The sequence below is a fragment of the Streptomyces yatensis genome (assembly GCF_018069625.1).
GTDB classification, from domain to species: Bacteria; Actinomycetota; Actinomycetes; order Streptomycetales; family Streptomycetaceae; genus Streptomyces; species Streptomyces yatensis.
In genome coordinates this window covers 1,167,510-1,181,116 of record NZ_CP072941.1, presented here as the reverse complement: position 1 = coordinate 1,181,116, position 13,607 = coordinate 1,167,510, and the positions used below count along the sequence as shown (strand labels likewise).

Genomic DNA, 13,607 nt, shown 5'->3' with positions numbered 1-13,607 from the left:
GAGCGGGGGTGCGTCGGCGAGCCTTGTGCAAGGATGAAATAGGTGGATGTGATCTCCAGGGTCCCCGGGAGGGCGACGGGCCATGATCGACATCGAGGAGTCACTGCGCGAGATGATGGAGTGCGAGGGCGCGCTGGCGGCCTCGCTCGTGGACTATCTGAGCCGGATCACCCTGGGTGCCGTCCAGACCCCGCGCGGTCCGGACCTGGAGAAGGTGGCCTACGGGGACACGGATGTCATGCGGGCCAAGCTGTCCACGCTGGAGCTGCTCGGCTACGACCCGGATCGTCTCGAGGACATCGTGGTCACCCTGGACACCGAATACCATCTGATCCGTCCGCTCAGCCAGCGCACCCGCCAGGGTGTCTTTCTCTATCTGGTGGCCGACCGGGCGCGGGTGGATCTTGGCGCCGCGAGGGCGACGATGGGGGCTGTGGCCCACCGGCTCGATGTGTGACCGTGGTAGGTGGGCCGATATGGCCCGGCGCTCGACGAGGAGCGCCACGGTGAGCGATGCGTGGCCGAGCCGCCACGTATGGTGCCGATGTGTATCGGAGGCCGGGACGGTCCCCGATCGTGTGCCGCCGGGCTTCACGATCCGAGGGTGACAAATGGTAGGAAGGGTGCGTGGTCGGAGTTTTCGGTCGGTCAGGACCTGCCCCACACCCCCTCTCCCGGAAGCGCTTCCGTTCGTTCTTGAGCATGCGCAGCTTGAGCGTACGCAGCATCGCCGGGCAGGTTTTCGCTGTTCAAGTGCTGCTCGTCGGCCTGCTCATCGTCGCGGCCACGACGGCGCTCATCCTCCAGGCGCGCAACGACAGTGAGCAGGAGGCCGTCCGCCGCGCGACCGCGGTCGCCCAGACCTTCGCCACCTCCCCGGGGATCGCGTCCGCGATGGGCACGGAGAATCCCACCGCCCAGCTGCAGCCGCGGGCCGAGGAGACCCGTAAGCGGGCGCATCTGGACTTCGTGGTCGTGGCGAACACCAAGGGCATCCGCTACACCCACCCCAGGCCGGAGTTCATCGGCAAGGAGCTCGTCGCCGACTGGCGGCCCGTGGTGAAGGGCAAGATCGTCACCGAGTCGGTGCAGGGGCCCCTCGGCCGGGAGGTCCAGGCCACCGTCCCGATCCCCCGGGCCAACGGCACCGTGGCCGGTGTGGTGTGCGCCGGCATGACCGCCGCGGATGTGAGCGGCCGGGTCGAGCGCCAGCTGCCGCTGGTCTTCGGCTCCGCCGCCGGTGCGCTCGCGCTCGCCACCGGCGGGACGGCGCTGGTCGGCGGGCGGCTGCGGCGCCAGACGCGAGGGCTCGGCCCCGCCCAGATGACCCGCATGTACGAGCACCACGACGCCGTCCTGCACTCCGTGCGGGAAGGGGTGCTCATCGTCGACAGCCACGGCCGTCTCGTCCTCGCCAACGACGAGGCCGGCCGGCTGCTCGAGCTGCCCCGGGACGCCGAGGGCCGCCCCATCACCGAGCTCGGCCTCGAGCCGCGCACCGCCGAGCTGCTCGCCTCGGGCCGGGTCGCCACCGACGAGGTGCATCTGGCCGGGGACCGGCTGCTCGCCATCAACCAGCGGCCCACCCGGTGGGACGGCGGGATGTCCGGAAGCGTCGCCACGCTCCGTGACTCCACCGAACTGCGCGCGCTGTCCGGCAAGGCCGAAGTGGCCGAGCGGCGGCTGAGGCTGCTCTTCGAGGCGGGCTCGAAGATCGGCACCACCCTGGACGTCGTGCGGACCGCCGAGGAGCTGACCCAGTTCGGCGTCCCGTGGTTCGCCGACTTCGCCACCGTCGACCTGGTGGACCCCGTGCTGCGCGGCGACGAGCCCACGGGCAACGCCATGCGCCGCACCGCCACCTCCGGCATCCGGGCCGACCATCCGCTGTGGCGGGTCGGCAAGATGATCACCTACGCCGGCGGCGTGCCCCAGGCGCTGGGCTTCGGCGCGGGCCGGCCGGTGCTCGAGGCGGATCTGCGGGCGTATGAGGGATGGCAGGAGCAGGACCCCGAACAGGCGACGAAGGTCGTCACGTACGGCATCCACTCGATGATCACCATCCCGCTGCGGGCCCGGGACGTCACCCTGGGTATCGCCACTTTCTGGCGCTCCGAGCAGTCCGACCCGTTCGACGAGGACGACGTGGCGCTCACCGAGGAGCTGGTCGCCCGCGCCGCGGTCGCCATCGACAACGCCCGCCGCTACACCCGCGAACACGCCATGGCGGCCACCCTCCAGCGCAGCCTGCTGCCCCAGGGCCTGCCCGACCAGGACGCCCTGGACGTGGCCCACCGCTATCTGCCCGCCCAGGCCGGAGTCGGCGGCGACTGGTTCGACGTCATCCCCCTGCCCGGCGGCCGGGTCGCCCTCGCCGTCGGCGATGTCGTCGGCCACGGACTGCACGCCGCCGCCACCATGGGCCGGCTGCGCACCGCCGTGCACAACTTCTCCGCCCTCGACCTGCCGCCCGATGAGCTCATCGCCCATCTCGACGAGCTGGCCAGCCGGTTCGACCAGGACCAGGCCGCATCGGGCACCGACGCCCCGGGGATCAGCGGCGCCAGCTGTCTGTACGCCATCTACGACCCGGTCTCCGGCCACTGCACGATGGCGGGCGCCGGCCACCCGGGCCCGGCGGTGGTCCTGCCGGACTCCACCGTGACCTTCCCCGACATCCCCCTCGCCCCGCCGCTGGGCCTGGGCGGCGAACCCATCGAGACCGTCGAGCTGGACCTGCCCGAGGGCAGCCGGCTGGCCCTGTACACCGACGGCCTGATCCGGGACCGCGGCCGGGACTTCGACGAGGGCCTGGGCGTCCTGCGCCGCACCCTCGCCGGGCTGCCCGAGGGCACACCGGAGGAGACCTGCCAGGCCGTCTTCGACACCATGACCTCCGCCCACCCCGGCGACGACATCGCCCTGCTGGTCGCCCGCACCCATCTGCTGGACCCCGGGCACGTCGCCGAGTGGGAGCTGCCCTCCGACCCCGCCGCGGTCGCCCGCATCCGCAACGAGGCCGCCGAGCAACTCGCCGCATGGGGGCTGGAGGACATCGCCTTCACCACCGAACTCATCCTCAGCGAGCTGATGACCAACGCCATCCGCTACGGCTGCGCCCCCAGCCGCGTCCGGTTGCTGCGCGCCCGCACCCTCATCTGCGAGGTGGCCGACGGCTCCAGCACCTCGCCGCATCTGCGCCGCGCCGCCACCACCGACGAAGGCGGCCGAGGGCTCTTCCTCGTCGCCCAGTACGCGCTGCGCTGGGGGACCCGTTACACCCCCAATGGCAAGATCATCTGGGCCGAGCAGCCGCTGACCGACCCGATGCTCCCGCTGGCCGACACCGAGGGCGAGGACCTCCTCGACCAGTGGGACGACATCCCCGGCTGACCCCGCCGCCCCGGACGGCCGCCGACGAGCCCCGCCGACGGCCCGCCGGACGGGCCCTCCGCTGGTCACCGGCGGCGCCCGATTGGCGCTGAAGCGGGGTCAGACGACACCCTCATGGCGTAAAGCGCCGCTCACCACGGGCCGTTGGGTCCGGCGGCGCGATGGGCTATGGAGGAATGCGGCATGCGCAAGAGGCTGCGGGAGCGGCTGCGGTACTGGTTCGACGGGACGATGGACCGTGGCACCCCGGCGCTGATCGGCTGGCTGGGGCTGGCCTCCTTGGCGTTGATCACCCTGGTCTCCGCGGTGGTGGTCGCCTTCGCCCACAAGGACACCGAGGACAACGGTGGCTGGCTGGGCGTCGTCTGGATGAGCCTGCTGCGGACCCTCGATCCGGGCACGATGGGCGGGGACACGGGCCGGCCGCTGTTCCTGGTCCTCATGCTCACCGTGACCATCGGCGGAATCTTCATCGTCAGCGCGCTGATCGGTGTGATGACCACCGGCCTGGAGGCCCGGATCCAGCAGCTGCGCAAGGGCACCTCACGGCTGATCGAGCACGGCCACACCATCGTGCTGGGCTGGTCGGAGCAGGTCTTCACGGTGATAGCGGAGCTGGCGGAGGCCAACCAGAGCGAGCGGCGCTCCTGTGTGGTGATCCTCGCCGACCGGGACAAGGTCGACATGGAGGACGAGATCCGGCGCCGCATCCCGGACACCGGGAAGACCCGGGTGATCTGCCGCTCCGGCAATCCGCTCCAGCGCGGCGACCTGGAGCTGGTGAGCCCGGACAGCGCCAAGGCCATCATGGTGCTCTCACCCGTCGGGGACGACAGCGACATCGACGTCATCAAGACGCTGCTGCTGCTCAACGGCCGCACCTGGTCCGGGACGCGGCCCAATGTGGTGGCCGCCGTGCAGAGTTCGGCGAACCTGGCGGCCGCCCGGCTGGCCGCGGGGGACACCGCGCTGGTCATCGACGCCGATGACATCGCGGTCGGGCTGATCGTGCAGTCCCACCGCCAGTCCGGTCTGTCCACCGTCTTCAATGAACTGCTCAGCTTCATCGGCAACGAGATCTACCCCTGGGACGCGCCCGCACTGGCCGGCGCCACCTATGGGGAGTCGCTGAACGCCTTCGAGCTCGGAGTGCCCATCGGTGTACAGCGCGCGGACGGCGAGGCGCTGGTCAACCCCGCCATGGACACCGTGATCGAACGCGGGGACCGGCTGCTGATGGTCGCCGAGGACGATCTGCTCATCAAGGTGGCGGCCACCCGGCCCCGGATCGTGCGCTCGGCGATGGCCACGGCCGCTTTCCGGCCGCCGGTACCGGACCGGACCCTGCTGATCGGCTGGAACTCCCGTGCCGAGAAGATCATCGCGCAGCTCGACCTCCTGGTGAAACCCGGCTCGGTGGTGGACGTCGCCGCCCCGCGCCCGCCCCGGGAGGAGGCGAACCGGGAGCTGAAGAACCTCACGGTCGGCTTCAAGCACTGCGAACCCACCCGCCGCCCGTCGCTGGAGGCACTCGGGCTGGACGACTACCGCCATATCGTGGTGCTCACCGACGACGGGATCGACCCCGGACGGTCCGACGACCGCACCCTGGTCACCCTGCTCCACCTGCGCGACATCGAGATCCAGCTGGGCGATCCGTACTCGATCGTCACCGAGATGCACGACGACGCCAACCGCGAGGTCGCGCAGGTCACCAAGGCCGACGACTTCATCGTCTCCACCAAGGTGATCAGCCTTCTGCTGACCCAGCTCACCGAGAACCGCCATCTGTACGCGGTCTTCGCCGACCTCTTCGACCCGGAGGGCTCCGAGATCTACCTCAAACCCGCGCCCAGCTATCTGATACCCGGCGCGGAGGCCAACTTCGCCACCGTCATCGAGGCGGCCCGCCAGCGCGGTGAGACGGCCATCGGCTACCGGCTGGCCCGGCAGAGCGATGAGCCACCGCTCTACGGCGTCCACCTCAACCCGTCCAAGACGGCGCCGCTGACCCTGGGGGAGGGCGATACGGTCGTGGTGCTGGCCGAGGACTGAACGGGGGCCGGACGTCAGAGCGTGCGGTGGGCGCCGGGGGTGTGGCCGAAGGCCCGGCGGAAGACATCGATGAAGGCGCTGCTGGACGCCCAGCCGCACCGATGGGCGACCGCCGTGACCGGGACGCCCTCGGCCAGCATCCGCAGGGCGTGGTGCAACCGCAGCTGGGTGCGCCACTGCGGGAAGGTCATGCCCAGCTCCGCCGCGCACAGCCGGGTCAGGGTGCGCTCGCCGACCCCGACCGCGGCCCCCAGCTGCCGCAGCGTCCGGTTGTCCGCCGGGTCGTCGTGGAGGAGGCCGCACACCGCGGCCAGCCGCGGGTCCCCGGCGGCGGGCACATGCACGGGCTGCTCGGCACAGTGCCGGAGCTGATCGAGCAGTACGGCCCGCAACCGGCGGCGTTCGGCGCCGGTGTCCGCCGGCCGCGCGGTGTATTCGATGATCAGCTCGCGCAGCAGCGGGCCGACGCCGAGGACCGCGGGCTGCTCCAGCCCCAGCGGATTGTCCGCCACCGCCAGCCCCACCAGATGGAGGTCGGTGGCGCCGTACGCGCGGTGCTCATGGACGGTCCCGGCCGGAATCCACAGCGCCCGGTTGGCGGGCGCGATCCAGCTGCCCGCGTCGGTGGTGACGGCCAGCACTCCTCGCCCGGCGTAGACGATCTGGTGCTCGTCATGCCGATGAGCGTCGATGCCGCCACCGGCGGGCAGCGGACGCAGGCCCGTCGTCGCCTGGGGAGTGTGGCGGATTCTCGGCATCAAAGGCCATTTTATCGGCTGCCGGACTCTGCCCGGGCCGTCAGCGGACGGTCAGTCCGCCGTCCACGTTCATGATGGTGCCGGTGGTCCAGCCGGCCTGCGGGGAGGCGAGGAAGGCGGCCGCGGCGGCCACCTCGTGGGGTTCCCCGACGCGGCCCAGGGGATAGGCGTCCCGGGTGCGGCGGTCGTGGCCGTCGCGCTCCTCGGCACTCATCGGGCCGAGATGGTCCCGTTCGTAGGTGGGGGTGCGTACGGCCCCGGGGGCGATGCCGTTGACCCGGACGCCGGAGGGGCCCAGCTCATTGGCGAGGGCCCGGGTCATCGCGTTGATGGCGCCACGCGTGGCGGAGTAGGCCGCCGACGGACGGTCGGCGACCATCTTGTGTGCCCAGTAGCTGCTGATGTTGATGATGCTGCCGCGGCCCGCGACGAGCGCGGGCAGCAGCGCCTGGGCGAGGAGGAAGGGCACCCGGACATTGAGGTGGAGCATGGCGTCGAAGGAGTCGGCGGAGGTCTGGGCGAGCGGGCTGAAGTGTGCCGTGCCCGCGTTGTTGACCAGGGTGTCCACCCGTTCGGTGAGCGCGAGCACCTGACGCGCGGCGGTGGTCACGGCGCCGGGGTCGGCCAGGTCGACGGAGAGGGTGCGTACGGTGGTGCCGTGTCCGGCCAGGGTGTGCCGGGCCCGGTCGAGCTTCTCCCGGTCGCGGGCGAGCAGCACCAGGTCGGCGCCCTCGGTGGCGAACGCGTCGGCGATGGCGTAGCCGAGGCCCTCGCTGCCCCCGGTGATCACCGCGGTGGTGCCGTCGAGATGGCTCATGGCCGTGGCTCCTGTTCGGTCGTGCGCTGTTCGGTCGTGCGGCGGGGACGTGTGGCGAGCGGCCGATGGGGTACGTGGCCGTGGTGCCGCCGGCTAAATGGACAGATCTTGTCCGCTTAGAGTTCAGCGTACGGAGGTGGACAGTTTCTGTCCACTTCTGACTAGGCTGGGGACATGACGGGCATGCCCTCCGCTCAGCGGCCCCCCAGACCGCCGCGCGCGGACGCGCGGCGCAACGCCGCCCGCGTCCTGGCCGCCGCACGCCAGGCGGTGGCCGCCCATGGCTTCGACGTCAGCTACCACGAGATCGCGCGGCTGGCCGGGGTCGGCGTCGGCACGGTCTACCGTCGCTTCCCCGAGCGGGCCCAACTGCTGGAAGCCGTCCTCCTCGATGTGCTCGGCGAACTCGCCGACAGCGCCGAACAGGCCCTGGGCGAGGACGAGTCCTGGCCGGCCTTCACCCGGTTCTTCACCGCCCTCGCCCTGCGCACCGGGGAGAACGCGGGGCTCTCGGACTCCCTCGACGATCGCGGCGGACCCCAGGTGGCCGCCGCCCGCCGCACCCTGCTCGATCGCGTACGGCGGCTGACCGAACGCGCCCAGCGGGACGGCGTGCTGCGCGCCGATCTGTCCTGGCGGGACATTCCGTTCCTGGCCAGGGCGGCCGCCGCCGGAGCCTGTGTACTGGACCTCCCCGCCGACCGGCTCCAGGCCGAACGGTGTGTCACGGTCGTCCTCGACGGAATGCGCGCACCGGCGAGCACCCCCCTGCCCGGCCGGGTCTGATCACACCTCCGTACCGCACACTGGGGTGTCATGGAGCTGCAGATCACCGCCACCTCGCCCGAGCATCCGGCGTCGCTGCTCGATCTGCCGTGGAACATCCCGCTGGCGGACTGGCCGGAGGAGCACCTGGTCGCGCTGCCCCGGGGCATCTCCCGCCATGTCGTCCGCTTCGCCCAGGCGGGCGGCGAGATCGTCGCCGTCAAGGAGGTCGGCGAGTGGGCGGCCGTACGGGAGTACGGGCTGCTGCGCGACCTGGACCGGCTCGCGGTCCCCGCGGTGGACGCGCTCGCGGTGGTGACCGGGCGCGCCGACGAGCACGGCGAACCGCTGGAACCGGCGCTGATCACCCGCCATCTGGTGGGCTCGCAGCCCTATCGCTCGATGTTCCAGACGACCATGCGGCCGAGCACCATCCGGCGGCTGCTCGACGCGCTCGCGGTGCTGCTGGTGCGGTTGCATCTGGCCGGGTTCGCCTGGGGCGACTGCTCGCTGTCCAACACCCTCTTCCGGCGTGACGCGGGCGCGTACGCCGCCTATCTGGTCGACGCCGAGACCGGGCAGATCCAGCCCAAGCTCACCAGCGGACAGCGGGATTACGACGTCGAGGTGGCGCGGGTGAACATCGCGGGCGAGCTGATGGACCTGGAGGCGAGCGGTTCCCTGCACCCCTCGGTCGACCCGGTGCTCTTCGGCGAGGCCATCGCCGAGCGCTACTGCGACCTGTGGCATGAGCTGACCCGCCAGTCGGTCTATCCGCTCGCCCAGCGCCACGCCATCGACCAGCGCGTCCGGCGCCTGAACGACCTCGGGTTCGACGTGGCGGAGATGCAGATCGAGCGCTCACCCGACGGCGACGCCGTCACCTTCGTGCCCAAGGTCGTCGACGCGGGCCACCACCAGCGGCAGTTGCTGCGGCTGACCGGACTGGACGCCGAGGAGAACCAGGCCCGCAGCCTCCTGAACGACCTGGAGACCTGGATGGCCACACAGGACGACTACGCGCCCGGTGATCCGCTCGGCGCGCGCCCGGAGGTGCTCGCCCACCGGTGGGTCCGCGATGTCTTCCGGCCCACCGTGCGGGCCGTTCCCAAGGATCTGCGCGGTGTCACCGACACCGCGCAGATCTACTACGAACTGCTCGAACACCGCTGGCTGTTGTCCGAGCGGGCCGGGCGTGACGTGGGCCTGGACGCCACCGTCGAGGACTACATACGCACCGTCCTGGCGGACCGGCCGCACGGCTGAGCACCCCGCGGCTCCGGCTCGGCCACCTCGGACCGGCCGGGCCACCGTGGGTCCCGCGGCGCCGCCCGCACACCTCTGCCGGGCCCCGTCCGCCGGAGATCCGCCGGACCGGGCCCACCGCGGTCCTTGCGCGCACCCGCCGGCTCGTCGCCGCGGCCTGGTCGAGTGGTCCGCCCACCGTGGCCGCCCGGGCCGGGGCGGGCTATCCCGTGGCGGTCGGCCGCGGCGGGAGCTCGAAGCGCAGTAGAGCCCCGGTCAGCTGGGTGCGCAGCTCGGTCTCCGGCTCGATATGGCGGATCTCGCCCCCGTCGTCAATGACGGTTTCGACCAGCGCATCGATGATGTCGGGGACCTCGCGCAGCGGATCGCCGCACAGCGGACAGCTCTTGCCCGAGCGGGCGAGGAGCCCGTCCCGGTCGCAGACGACCCCGGGGGCGGCCGCCTCCTCGTCCGCCGCCAGTGTGCCGACCGCGGCCAGCGACGCCGCCCACAGCGTCTCGTCCAGCCCCACGGCACTCGGCGGCCGCCCGGCTGCCTTGGCCTCCAGGATGTCGCCCACGAGCCGCCGTTGTTCCTGGTGGGCGTGGTCGGAGACGATCTTCTGCACCCGGTTTCTGATGTCCGCGGGGGTCGCGTTCTCACGGTCGACGGTGAAATCGCCGATCAGCCGGTCCCGCAGGTCACGGGGGAGGAACTGAAGGAAGTTCGGCACTTCGTAGGAGTGCCCGCCGACCACGAGCACATCGAAGGCCCGCCTTCCGAACAGCTGCTTGAGCTCGCCGATCAGCTTCCGGAAGTGGCGTTTGCTCAGCTCATCGGCCTTGTTGCGGACCTTGTCCTCGGCCAGCCCCGCAGCGTAGTCGGGCTTGCGCAGCGTACGGTCGCGGATCGCCTCCAGCTCCCGGGCCTGGTCGAGGTAGTGCTCCCAGATCTGGCCGGTCCCCCGGTCCACGATGACGGCGCAGGCACGGTCGTACTCATCCAGCACGGCCAGCATGGGGCGGACGTACGGATCGGAGTCCACCACGATGCGCTCGCGGGTGGGGCGTGGCAGCCACACCTCCTCGTACACATCCTTGCCGCTGCAGGCGAAGACGGCGACGGCGCCGGGCTGGTGCGGCTCGAAGGCCAGCGACTTCTCCAGCTTCACGATGTCCTCGCGGAGCGAGAGCCGCGCGGCATGATCGAGCGAGCTGTCCGATGAGAGCGGCCGGATGCCGTCCAGCAGACTGGCCACCCGGGTCATGAATGTGCTGCGGCCGGGCTGCTCGGGCAGCACGGGGACGTAGAGGGACACACACGGAAGACCGTTCCCGCTCAACCGCAGGACCCGGTCGACCTGCTCTTGCGTGATCATGGCCGCTCCTCGCCGCGACGGTGAGCCTCACTGCGCCTCTTTCCAGGTAACGCGGTGGTCGCGGGAGAGGCAAACGCAACCCGGAGATCGACTCATCATCGAGTTCAGGCTGGGATTACTCTCAGCGGAACACTGGACACGGTGTGACCGTGATCCGTGCTGGTCGGCTTCCCTCCAAAGTGAACCGAACTCACGTCGGCCTCTGGCCGGGGACACCTCGGCGGCCTGGAAGAGCCCGGCCAGGAGGGGCACTCCGCCGCGGCACCTACGAGCGCGGGTTCCGCGAACCGCCTACGGCGATATCGCCCCGTGCATCGTCGGGGCGGCCACCCCGTGATCCCGGCCGGGCGGGCGCTCAGGACTGCTCGGTCAGCACCTTCCGGATCGACGCGATGACGCGCGGGGCCTCGTCGTTGAGGTAGAAGTGGCCGCCGGAGTAGACCTGGAGGTCGAAGCCACCGGTGGTGTGCTCGCCCCAGGCGCGGGCCTCCTCGACACTCGCCTTGGGGTCGTCGTCCCCCACGTGCGCGTGGATCGGCGTCGCCAGCTGCGGGCCGGGGGTGTAGCGGTAGGTCTCGGCCGCCTTGTAGTCGCTGCGGATGGCGGGCAGCACCATCCGGAGGATCTCGTCGTCGCCCAGGAGCTGGGTGTCGGTCCCGGCGAGCGCCTTCACCTCGGCGATCAGCCCGTCGTCGTCGCGGAGGTGGACGGACTCGTCACGGTGGCAGGAGGGGGCGCGCCGCCCCGAGGCGAACAGCGCCACCGGCACCACGCCCTTCTGCTCCAGGCGCAGGGCGACCTCGAAGGCGAGGGTGGCGCCCATGCTGTGGCCGAAAAGCGCCACCGGCTTGTCCGTATAGGGCAGCAGCTCCGGCACCAGCGCGTCGGCCAGGTCGGCAATGGTGTCTATGCACTTCTCGTTGCGCCGGTCCTGGCGCCCCGGGTACTGCACGGCGAGCACATCGACCGTGGGCGAGAGCGCCTTGGAGACGGGGAAGTAGTAGGAGGCGGACCCGCCGGCGTGGGGCAGGCAGATGAGTCGCGTCGCCGCGGCCGGCGCGGGGTGGAACTGCCTGATCCACAGGCTTGTGCCGGTGGGGTGTGCGGTCACGTGATGTCCTTTCGCGCCGCTCGTTTCGCGGCGGCTGTCGTATGGCTGTCGCGCGCGTGCCTCGGGTCGCGCGGAGACCAGTAGACCACCCTGCCGCTCCGGTCCGGCCTGCGACCACCCCTATTTAGGACGGGAGTCCCCTAGTATTTCCCTCGTGTCGGTCATGGGCGGGGCGCGGTGAGTCCGCCCCGTTCGGCGGTCCGCAGGGCCAGGGCCGCCAGCGCCTCGGGGGCGCCGGCCTGACCGCGGATCCCCGGAAAGGCGTTGATGTCCACGATCAGCGGGGCGCCGCGGCCCGCGTCGATCAGATCCACGCCGTAGACCTCCAGCGAGAACACCGAACCGACGTGGCGCACCGGATCCAGCCAGCCCGGGGGCAGTGCGTCCAGGGCGAGCGGCAGGCTCGGACCGCGGCCGCCGGCCGCCAGTTCCGACCGGCGCAGCGCGGCGAACACCCGGCCCGCGATCACCCACAGCTTGTGGTCCCAGCCGTCGTTCGGGGTGAAGTCCTGCACCACGACGGGCTCATCCGCCCAGTCGGCGCCCAGGACGCGCAGCCGTGCGGCGTCGTCGACGCGGGCCACCAGGTCGTGGCGGCGGCTGTGGCGGCTCTTGACGACGACGGGGCGAGGCAGCCGCTCCGCCATCAGCCCGGCGAGCGAGGCCACGGTACGGGTGGGGGCGAACGGCAGACCGGCGCGGAGCGCCACGTCGGCCATCGCCGTCCGGTCCTGGCACAGGGCGGTGGCCGCGGCGGAGTTCACCACCGGGGCGCCGCGCCGCTCCAGGGACCGGGCGAGCGCCAGCGCATGCGGCGTCCGGGCCTTCAGCAGATAGACATCGGCGAGTTCCCCGGGGCCGGCCGCGTCTTCCGAGGGGGCGGCCGCGTGTGCCCCGGGGTCGGCCGGGGCCCGCGCCCCGGCCTCGTGGCCGCCCGGATCGATCGCCACCACCTCATGGTGGGGCGACAGCAACTGCGCCGTGTCGGCGAGGAGTTGATGACCGGGGTCGGCGGTGATCAGACCGATCCTCATCGGCCGCCGCTCACCGTCGCGGCCCTATCCGGCCCGTGGCCGCGGCCCGCGTTCATAGCCGGCCCGTGGCCACGGCCGGGACCGGCTCCGGAGCCAGCACCGGCTCGGTGAGGGCGCCGACGAACGCCGCCCCGGACCGGGCGCCGCCCCTGCGCGCCAACTCCAGTACCGCACGCCCCACCCGGGCCGCCGCGTCCGGCACCTCCTTGAAGCTGGGGAAGTCGTTCACATCGACGACCACCGGCCCGTCCGGGCCCAGCAGCACATCCACCCCGTACAGATCGAGGCCGTAGACCGCGCCCACCTCGGCGGCGATGGCCGCCACTTCGGCGGACAGCCGTACCCGACGGCCGCGGGCGCCCCCGTCGGGGCTGAGCGGTGAGCTCCGCTCGGTCGCGTGCAACTCCCCGTCCACGCAGTACACCTTGAGGTCGATGCCCGAATTCGGCACATAGGGCTGGGCGATGAGCATGCCCTCCACGGCCAGTTCGGCACGCAGCGCCCGCAGCCGGTCCGGCGTCGGCACCAGCCGTACGGCCCGCCCGGAGCTGCCGTCCGCGGGCTTGACCACCAGCGGGAACTCGGCCTCCGGTATCTCCTCCAGCGCCTCGGGCCGGGCCGCCGCGTAGGTGGGCGGCAACGGCAGCCCCCGGCTGCGCCCGATGGCGGCCGCCAGCGCCTTGTCCCGTACGCCGCGGATGGCGCGCGCGTCGTTGACGGTGGTCAGCCCGACCGCCGACGCGGCCTCCAGCAGCGTCAGCCCGGGGCCTCCGGACACCGTCTTGAGCACCCAGGCGTCATGGCTGCCCGCCCGCACCGCATCGGACATCCGCAGCAGGGAACGGCCGGGCCGGACCACGTCCACCTGGTGGCCCCAGGCGGAGAGCTGACGGATCACCTCACGGGGCATCCCGTCATGGCGATAGCGCTCCTCCACCAGAAAGCAGAGTCTCATCGGCCTTCTTCCTCGTCACCGGACAGGTTCCCGGGCTGCTGCCGAGAGTGTCCGGCGCGCCATGGCTTCCCAGGATGTCATCCGCCGTTCTTTTAC

The 13,607-nt window shown here is 71.7% G+C and carries 11 protein-coding genes; 5 read left to right on the top strand and 6 right to left on the bottom strand.

Annotated features, from left to right (window positions below):
• The first annotated feature begins 82 nt into the window (after window positions 1-82).
• From J8403_RS04245 to J8403_RS04235, 3 genes are all read left to right on the top strand, one after another.
• Window positions 83-457, top strand: a complete 375-nt coding sequence (locus J8403_RS04245; protein WP_211121934.1) for a hypothetical protein — start codon at window positions 83-85, stop codon at window positions 455-457.
• 245 nt (window positions 458-702) lie between these two features.
• The gene (locus J8403_RS04240) at window positions 703-3,393 is read left to right on the top strand and encodes a SpoIIE family protein phosphatase (RefSeq protein WP_211121933.1); all 2,691 of its coding nucleotides are present in this window, start codon (window positions 703-705) and stop codon (window positions 3,391-3,393) included.
• 183 nt (window positions 3,394-3,576) lie between these two features.
• On the top strand, window positions 3,577-5,448 hold the full coding sequence (locus tag J8403_RS04235; RefSeq protein ID WP_211121932.1) for a CASTOR/POLLUX-related putative ion channel: 1,872 nt from the start codon (window positions 3,577-3,579) through the stop codon (window positions 5,446-5,448).
• Between the two features lie 14 nt (window positions 5,449-5,462).
• On the opposite strand, the gene J8403_RS04230 is transcribed toward J8403_RS04235, so the two are convergent.
• Window positions 5,463-6,206 (bottom strand): AraC family transcriptional regulator, encoded by a 744-nt coding sequence (locus tag J8403_RS04230; protein WP_211121931.1) that lies wholly within the window; start codon window positions 6,204-6,206, stop codon window positions 5,463-5,465.
• 40 nt (window positions 6,207-6,246) lie between these two features.
• Window positions 6,247-7,023 (bottom strand): SDR family NAD(P)-dependent oxidoreductase, encoded by a 777-nt coding sequence (locus J8403_RS04225; protein WP_211121930.1) that lies wholly within the window; start codon window positions 7,021-7,023, stop codon window positions 6,247-6,249.
• A gap of 174 nt (window positions 7,024-7,197) precedes the next feature.
• On the opposite strand from J8403_RS04225, the gene J8403_RS04220 reads away from it, so the two are divergent.
• Both J8403_RS04220 and J8403_RS04215 read left to right on the top strand, forming a co-directional pair.
• Entirely contained in the window at window positions 7,198-7,809 is a 612-nt protein-coding gene (locus tag J8403_RS04220) for a TetR/AcrR family transcriptional regulator (RefSeq protein ID WP_211121929.1), read from the top strand.
• A gap of 30 nt (window positions 7,810-7,839) precedes the next feature.
• Window positions 7,840-9,054, top strand: coding sequence for a DUF4032 domain-containing protein (locus tag J8403_RS04215; RefSeq protein ID WP_211121928.1), 1,215 nt, complete (start codon window positions 7,840-7,842; stop codon window positions 9,052-9,054).
• Between the two features lie 202 nt (window positions 9,055-9,256).
• On the opposite strand, the gene J8403_RS04210 is transcribed toward J8403_RS04215, so the two are convergent.
• From J8403_RS04210 to J8403_RS04195, 4 genes are all read right to left on the bottom strand, one after another.
• Complete coding sequence (locus J8403_RS04210; protein ID WP_211121927.1) at window positions 9,257-10,411, bottom strand: baeRF10 domain-containing protein; 1,155 nt, start codon at window positions 10,409-10,411, stop codon at window positions 9,257-9,259.
• A 355-nt stretch (window positions 10,412-10,766) separates the two neighbouring features.
• Window positions 10,767-11,522, bottom strand: a complete 756-nt coding sequence (locus J8403_RS04205) for a thioesterase II family protein (protein WP_211121926.1) — start codon at window positions 11,520-11,522, stop codon at window positions 10,767-10,769.
• A 161-nt stretch (window positions 11,523-11,683) separates the two neighbouring features.
• Window positions 11,684-12,556 carry an ATP-grasp domain-containing protein gene (locus J8403_RS04200; RefSeq protein WP_211121925.1) on the bottom strand — a complete coding sequence of 291 codons (873 nt, stop codon included), beginning with the start codon at window positions 12,554-12,556 and terminating at the stop codon, window positions 11,684-11,686.
• A gap of 52 nt (window positions 12,557-12,608) precedes the next feature.
• Window positions 12,609-13,511 carry an ATP-grasp domain-containing protein gene (locus tag J8403_RS04195; protein ID WP_211121924.1) on the bottom strand — a complete coding sequence of 301 codons (903 nt, stop codon included), beginning with the start codon at window positions 13,509-13,511 and terminating at the stop codon, window positions 12,609-12,611.
• Window positions 13,512-13,607: the final 96 nt, after the last annotated feature.

Bases quoted from the DNA above. Each gene is read 5' to 3' on its own strand.
- J8403_RS04245 (WP_211121934.1), top strand. From the start codon at position 83: ATGATCGACATCGAGGAGTCACTGCGCGAGATGATGGAGTGCGAGGGC.
- J8403_RS04240 (WP_211121933.1), top strand. From the start codon at position 703: ATGCGCAGCTTGAGCGTACGCAGCATCGCCGGGCAGGTTTTCGCTGTT.
- J8403_RS04235 (WP_211121932.1), top strand. From the start codon at position 3,577: ATGCGCAAGAGGCTGCGGGAGCGGCTGCGGTACTGGTTCGACGGGACG.
- J8403_RS04230 (WP_211121931.1), bottom strand. From the start codon at position 6,206: ATGCCGAGAATCCGCCACACTCCCCAGGCGACGACGGGCCTGCGTCCG.
- J8403_RS04225 (WP_211121930.1), bottom strand. From the start codon at position 7,023: ATGAGCCATCTCGACGGCACCACCGCGGTGATCACCGGGGGCAGCGAG.
- J8403_RS04220 (WP_211121929.1), top strand. From the start codon at position 7,198: ATGACGGGCATGCCCTCCGCTCAGCGGCCCCCCAGACCGCCGCGCGCG.
- J8403_RS04215 (WP_211121928.1), top strand. From the start codon at position 7,840: ATGGAGCTGCAGATCACCGCCACCTCGCCCGAGCATCCGGCGTCGCTG.
- J8403_RS04210 (WP_211121927.1), bottom strand. From the start codon at position 10,411: ATGATCACGCAAGAGCAGGTCGACCGGGTCCTGCGGTTGAGCGGGAAC.
- J8403_RS04200 (WP_211121925.1), bottom strand. From the start codon at position 12,556: ATGAGGATCGGTCTGATCACCGCCGACCCCGGTCATCAACTCCTCGCC.
- J8403_RS04195 (WP_211121924.1), bottom strand. From the start codon at position 13,511: ATGAGACTCTGCTTTCTGGTGGAGGAGCGCTATCGCCATGACGGGATG.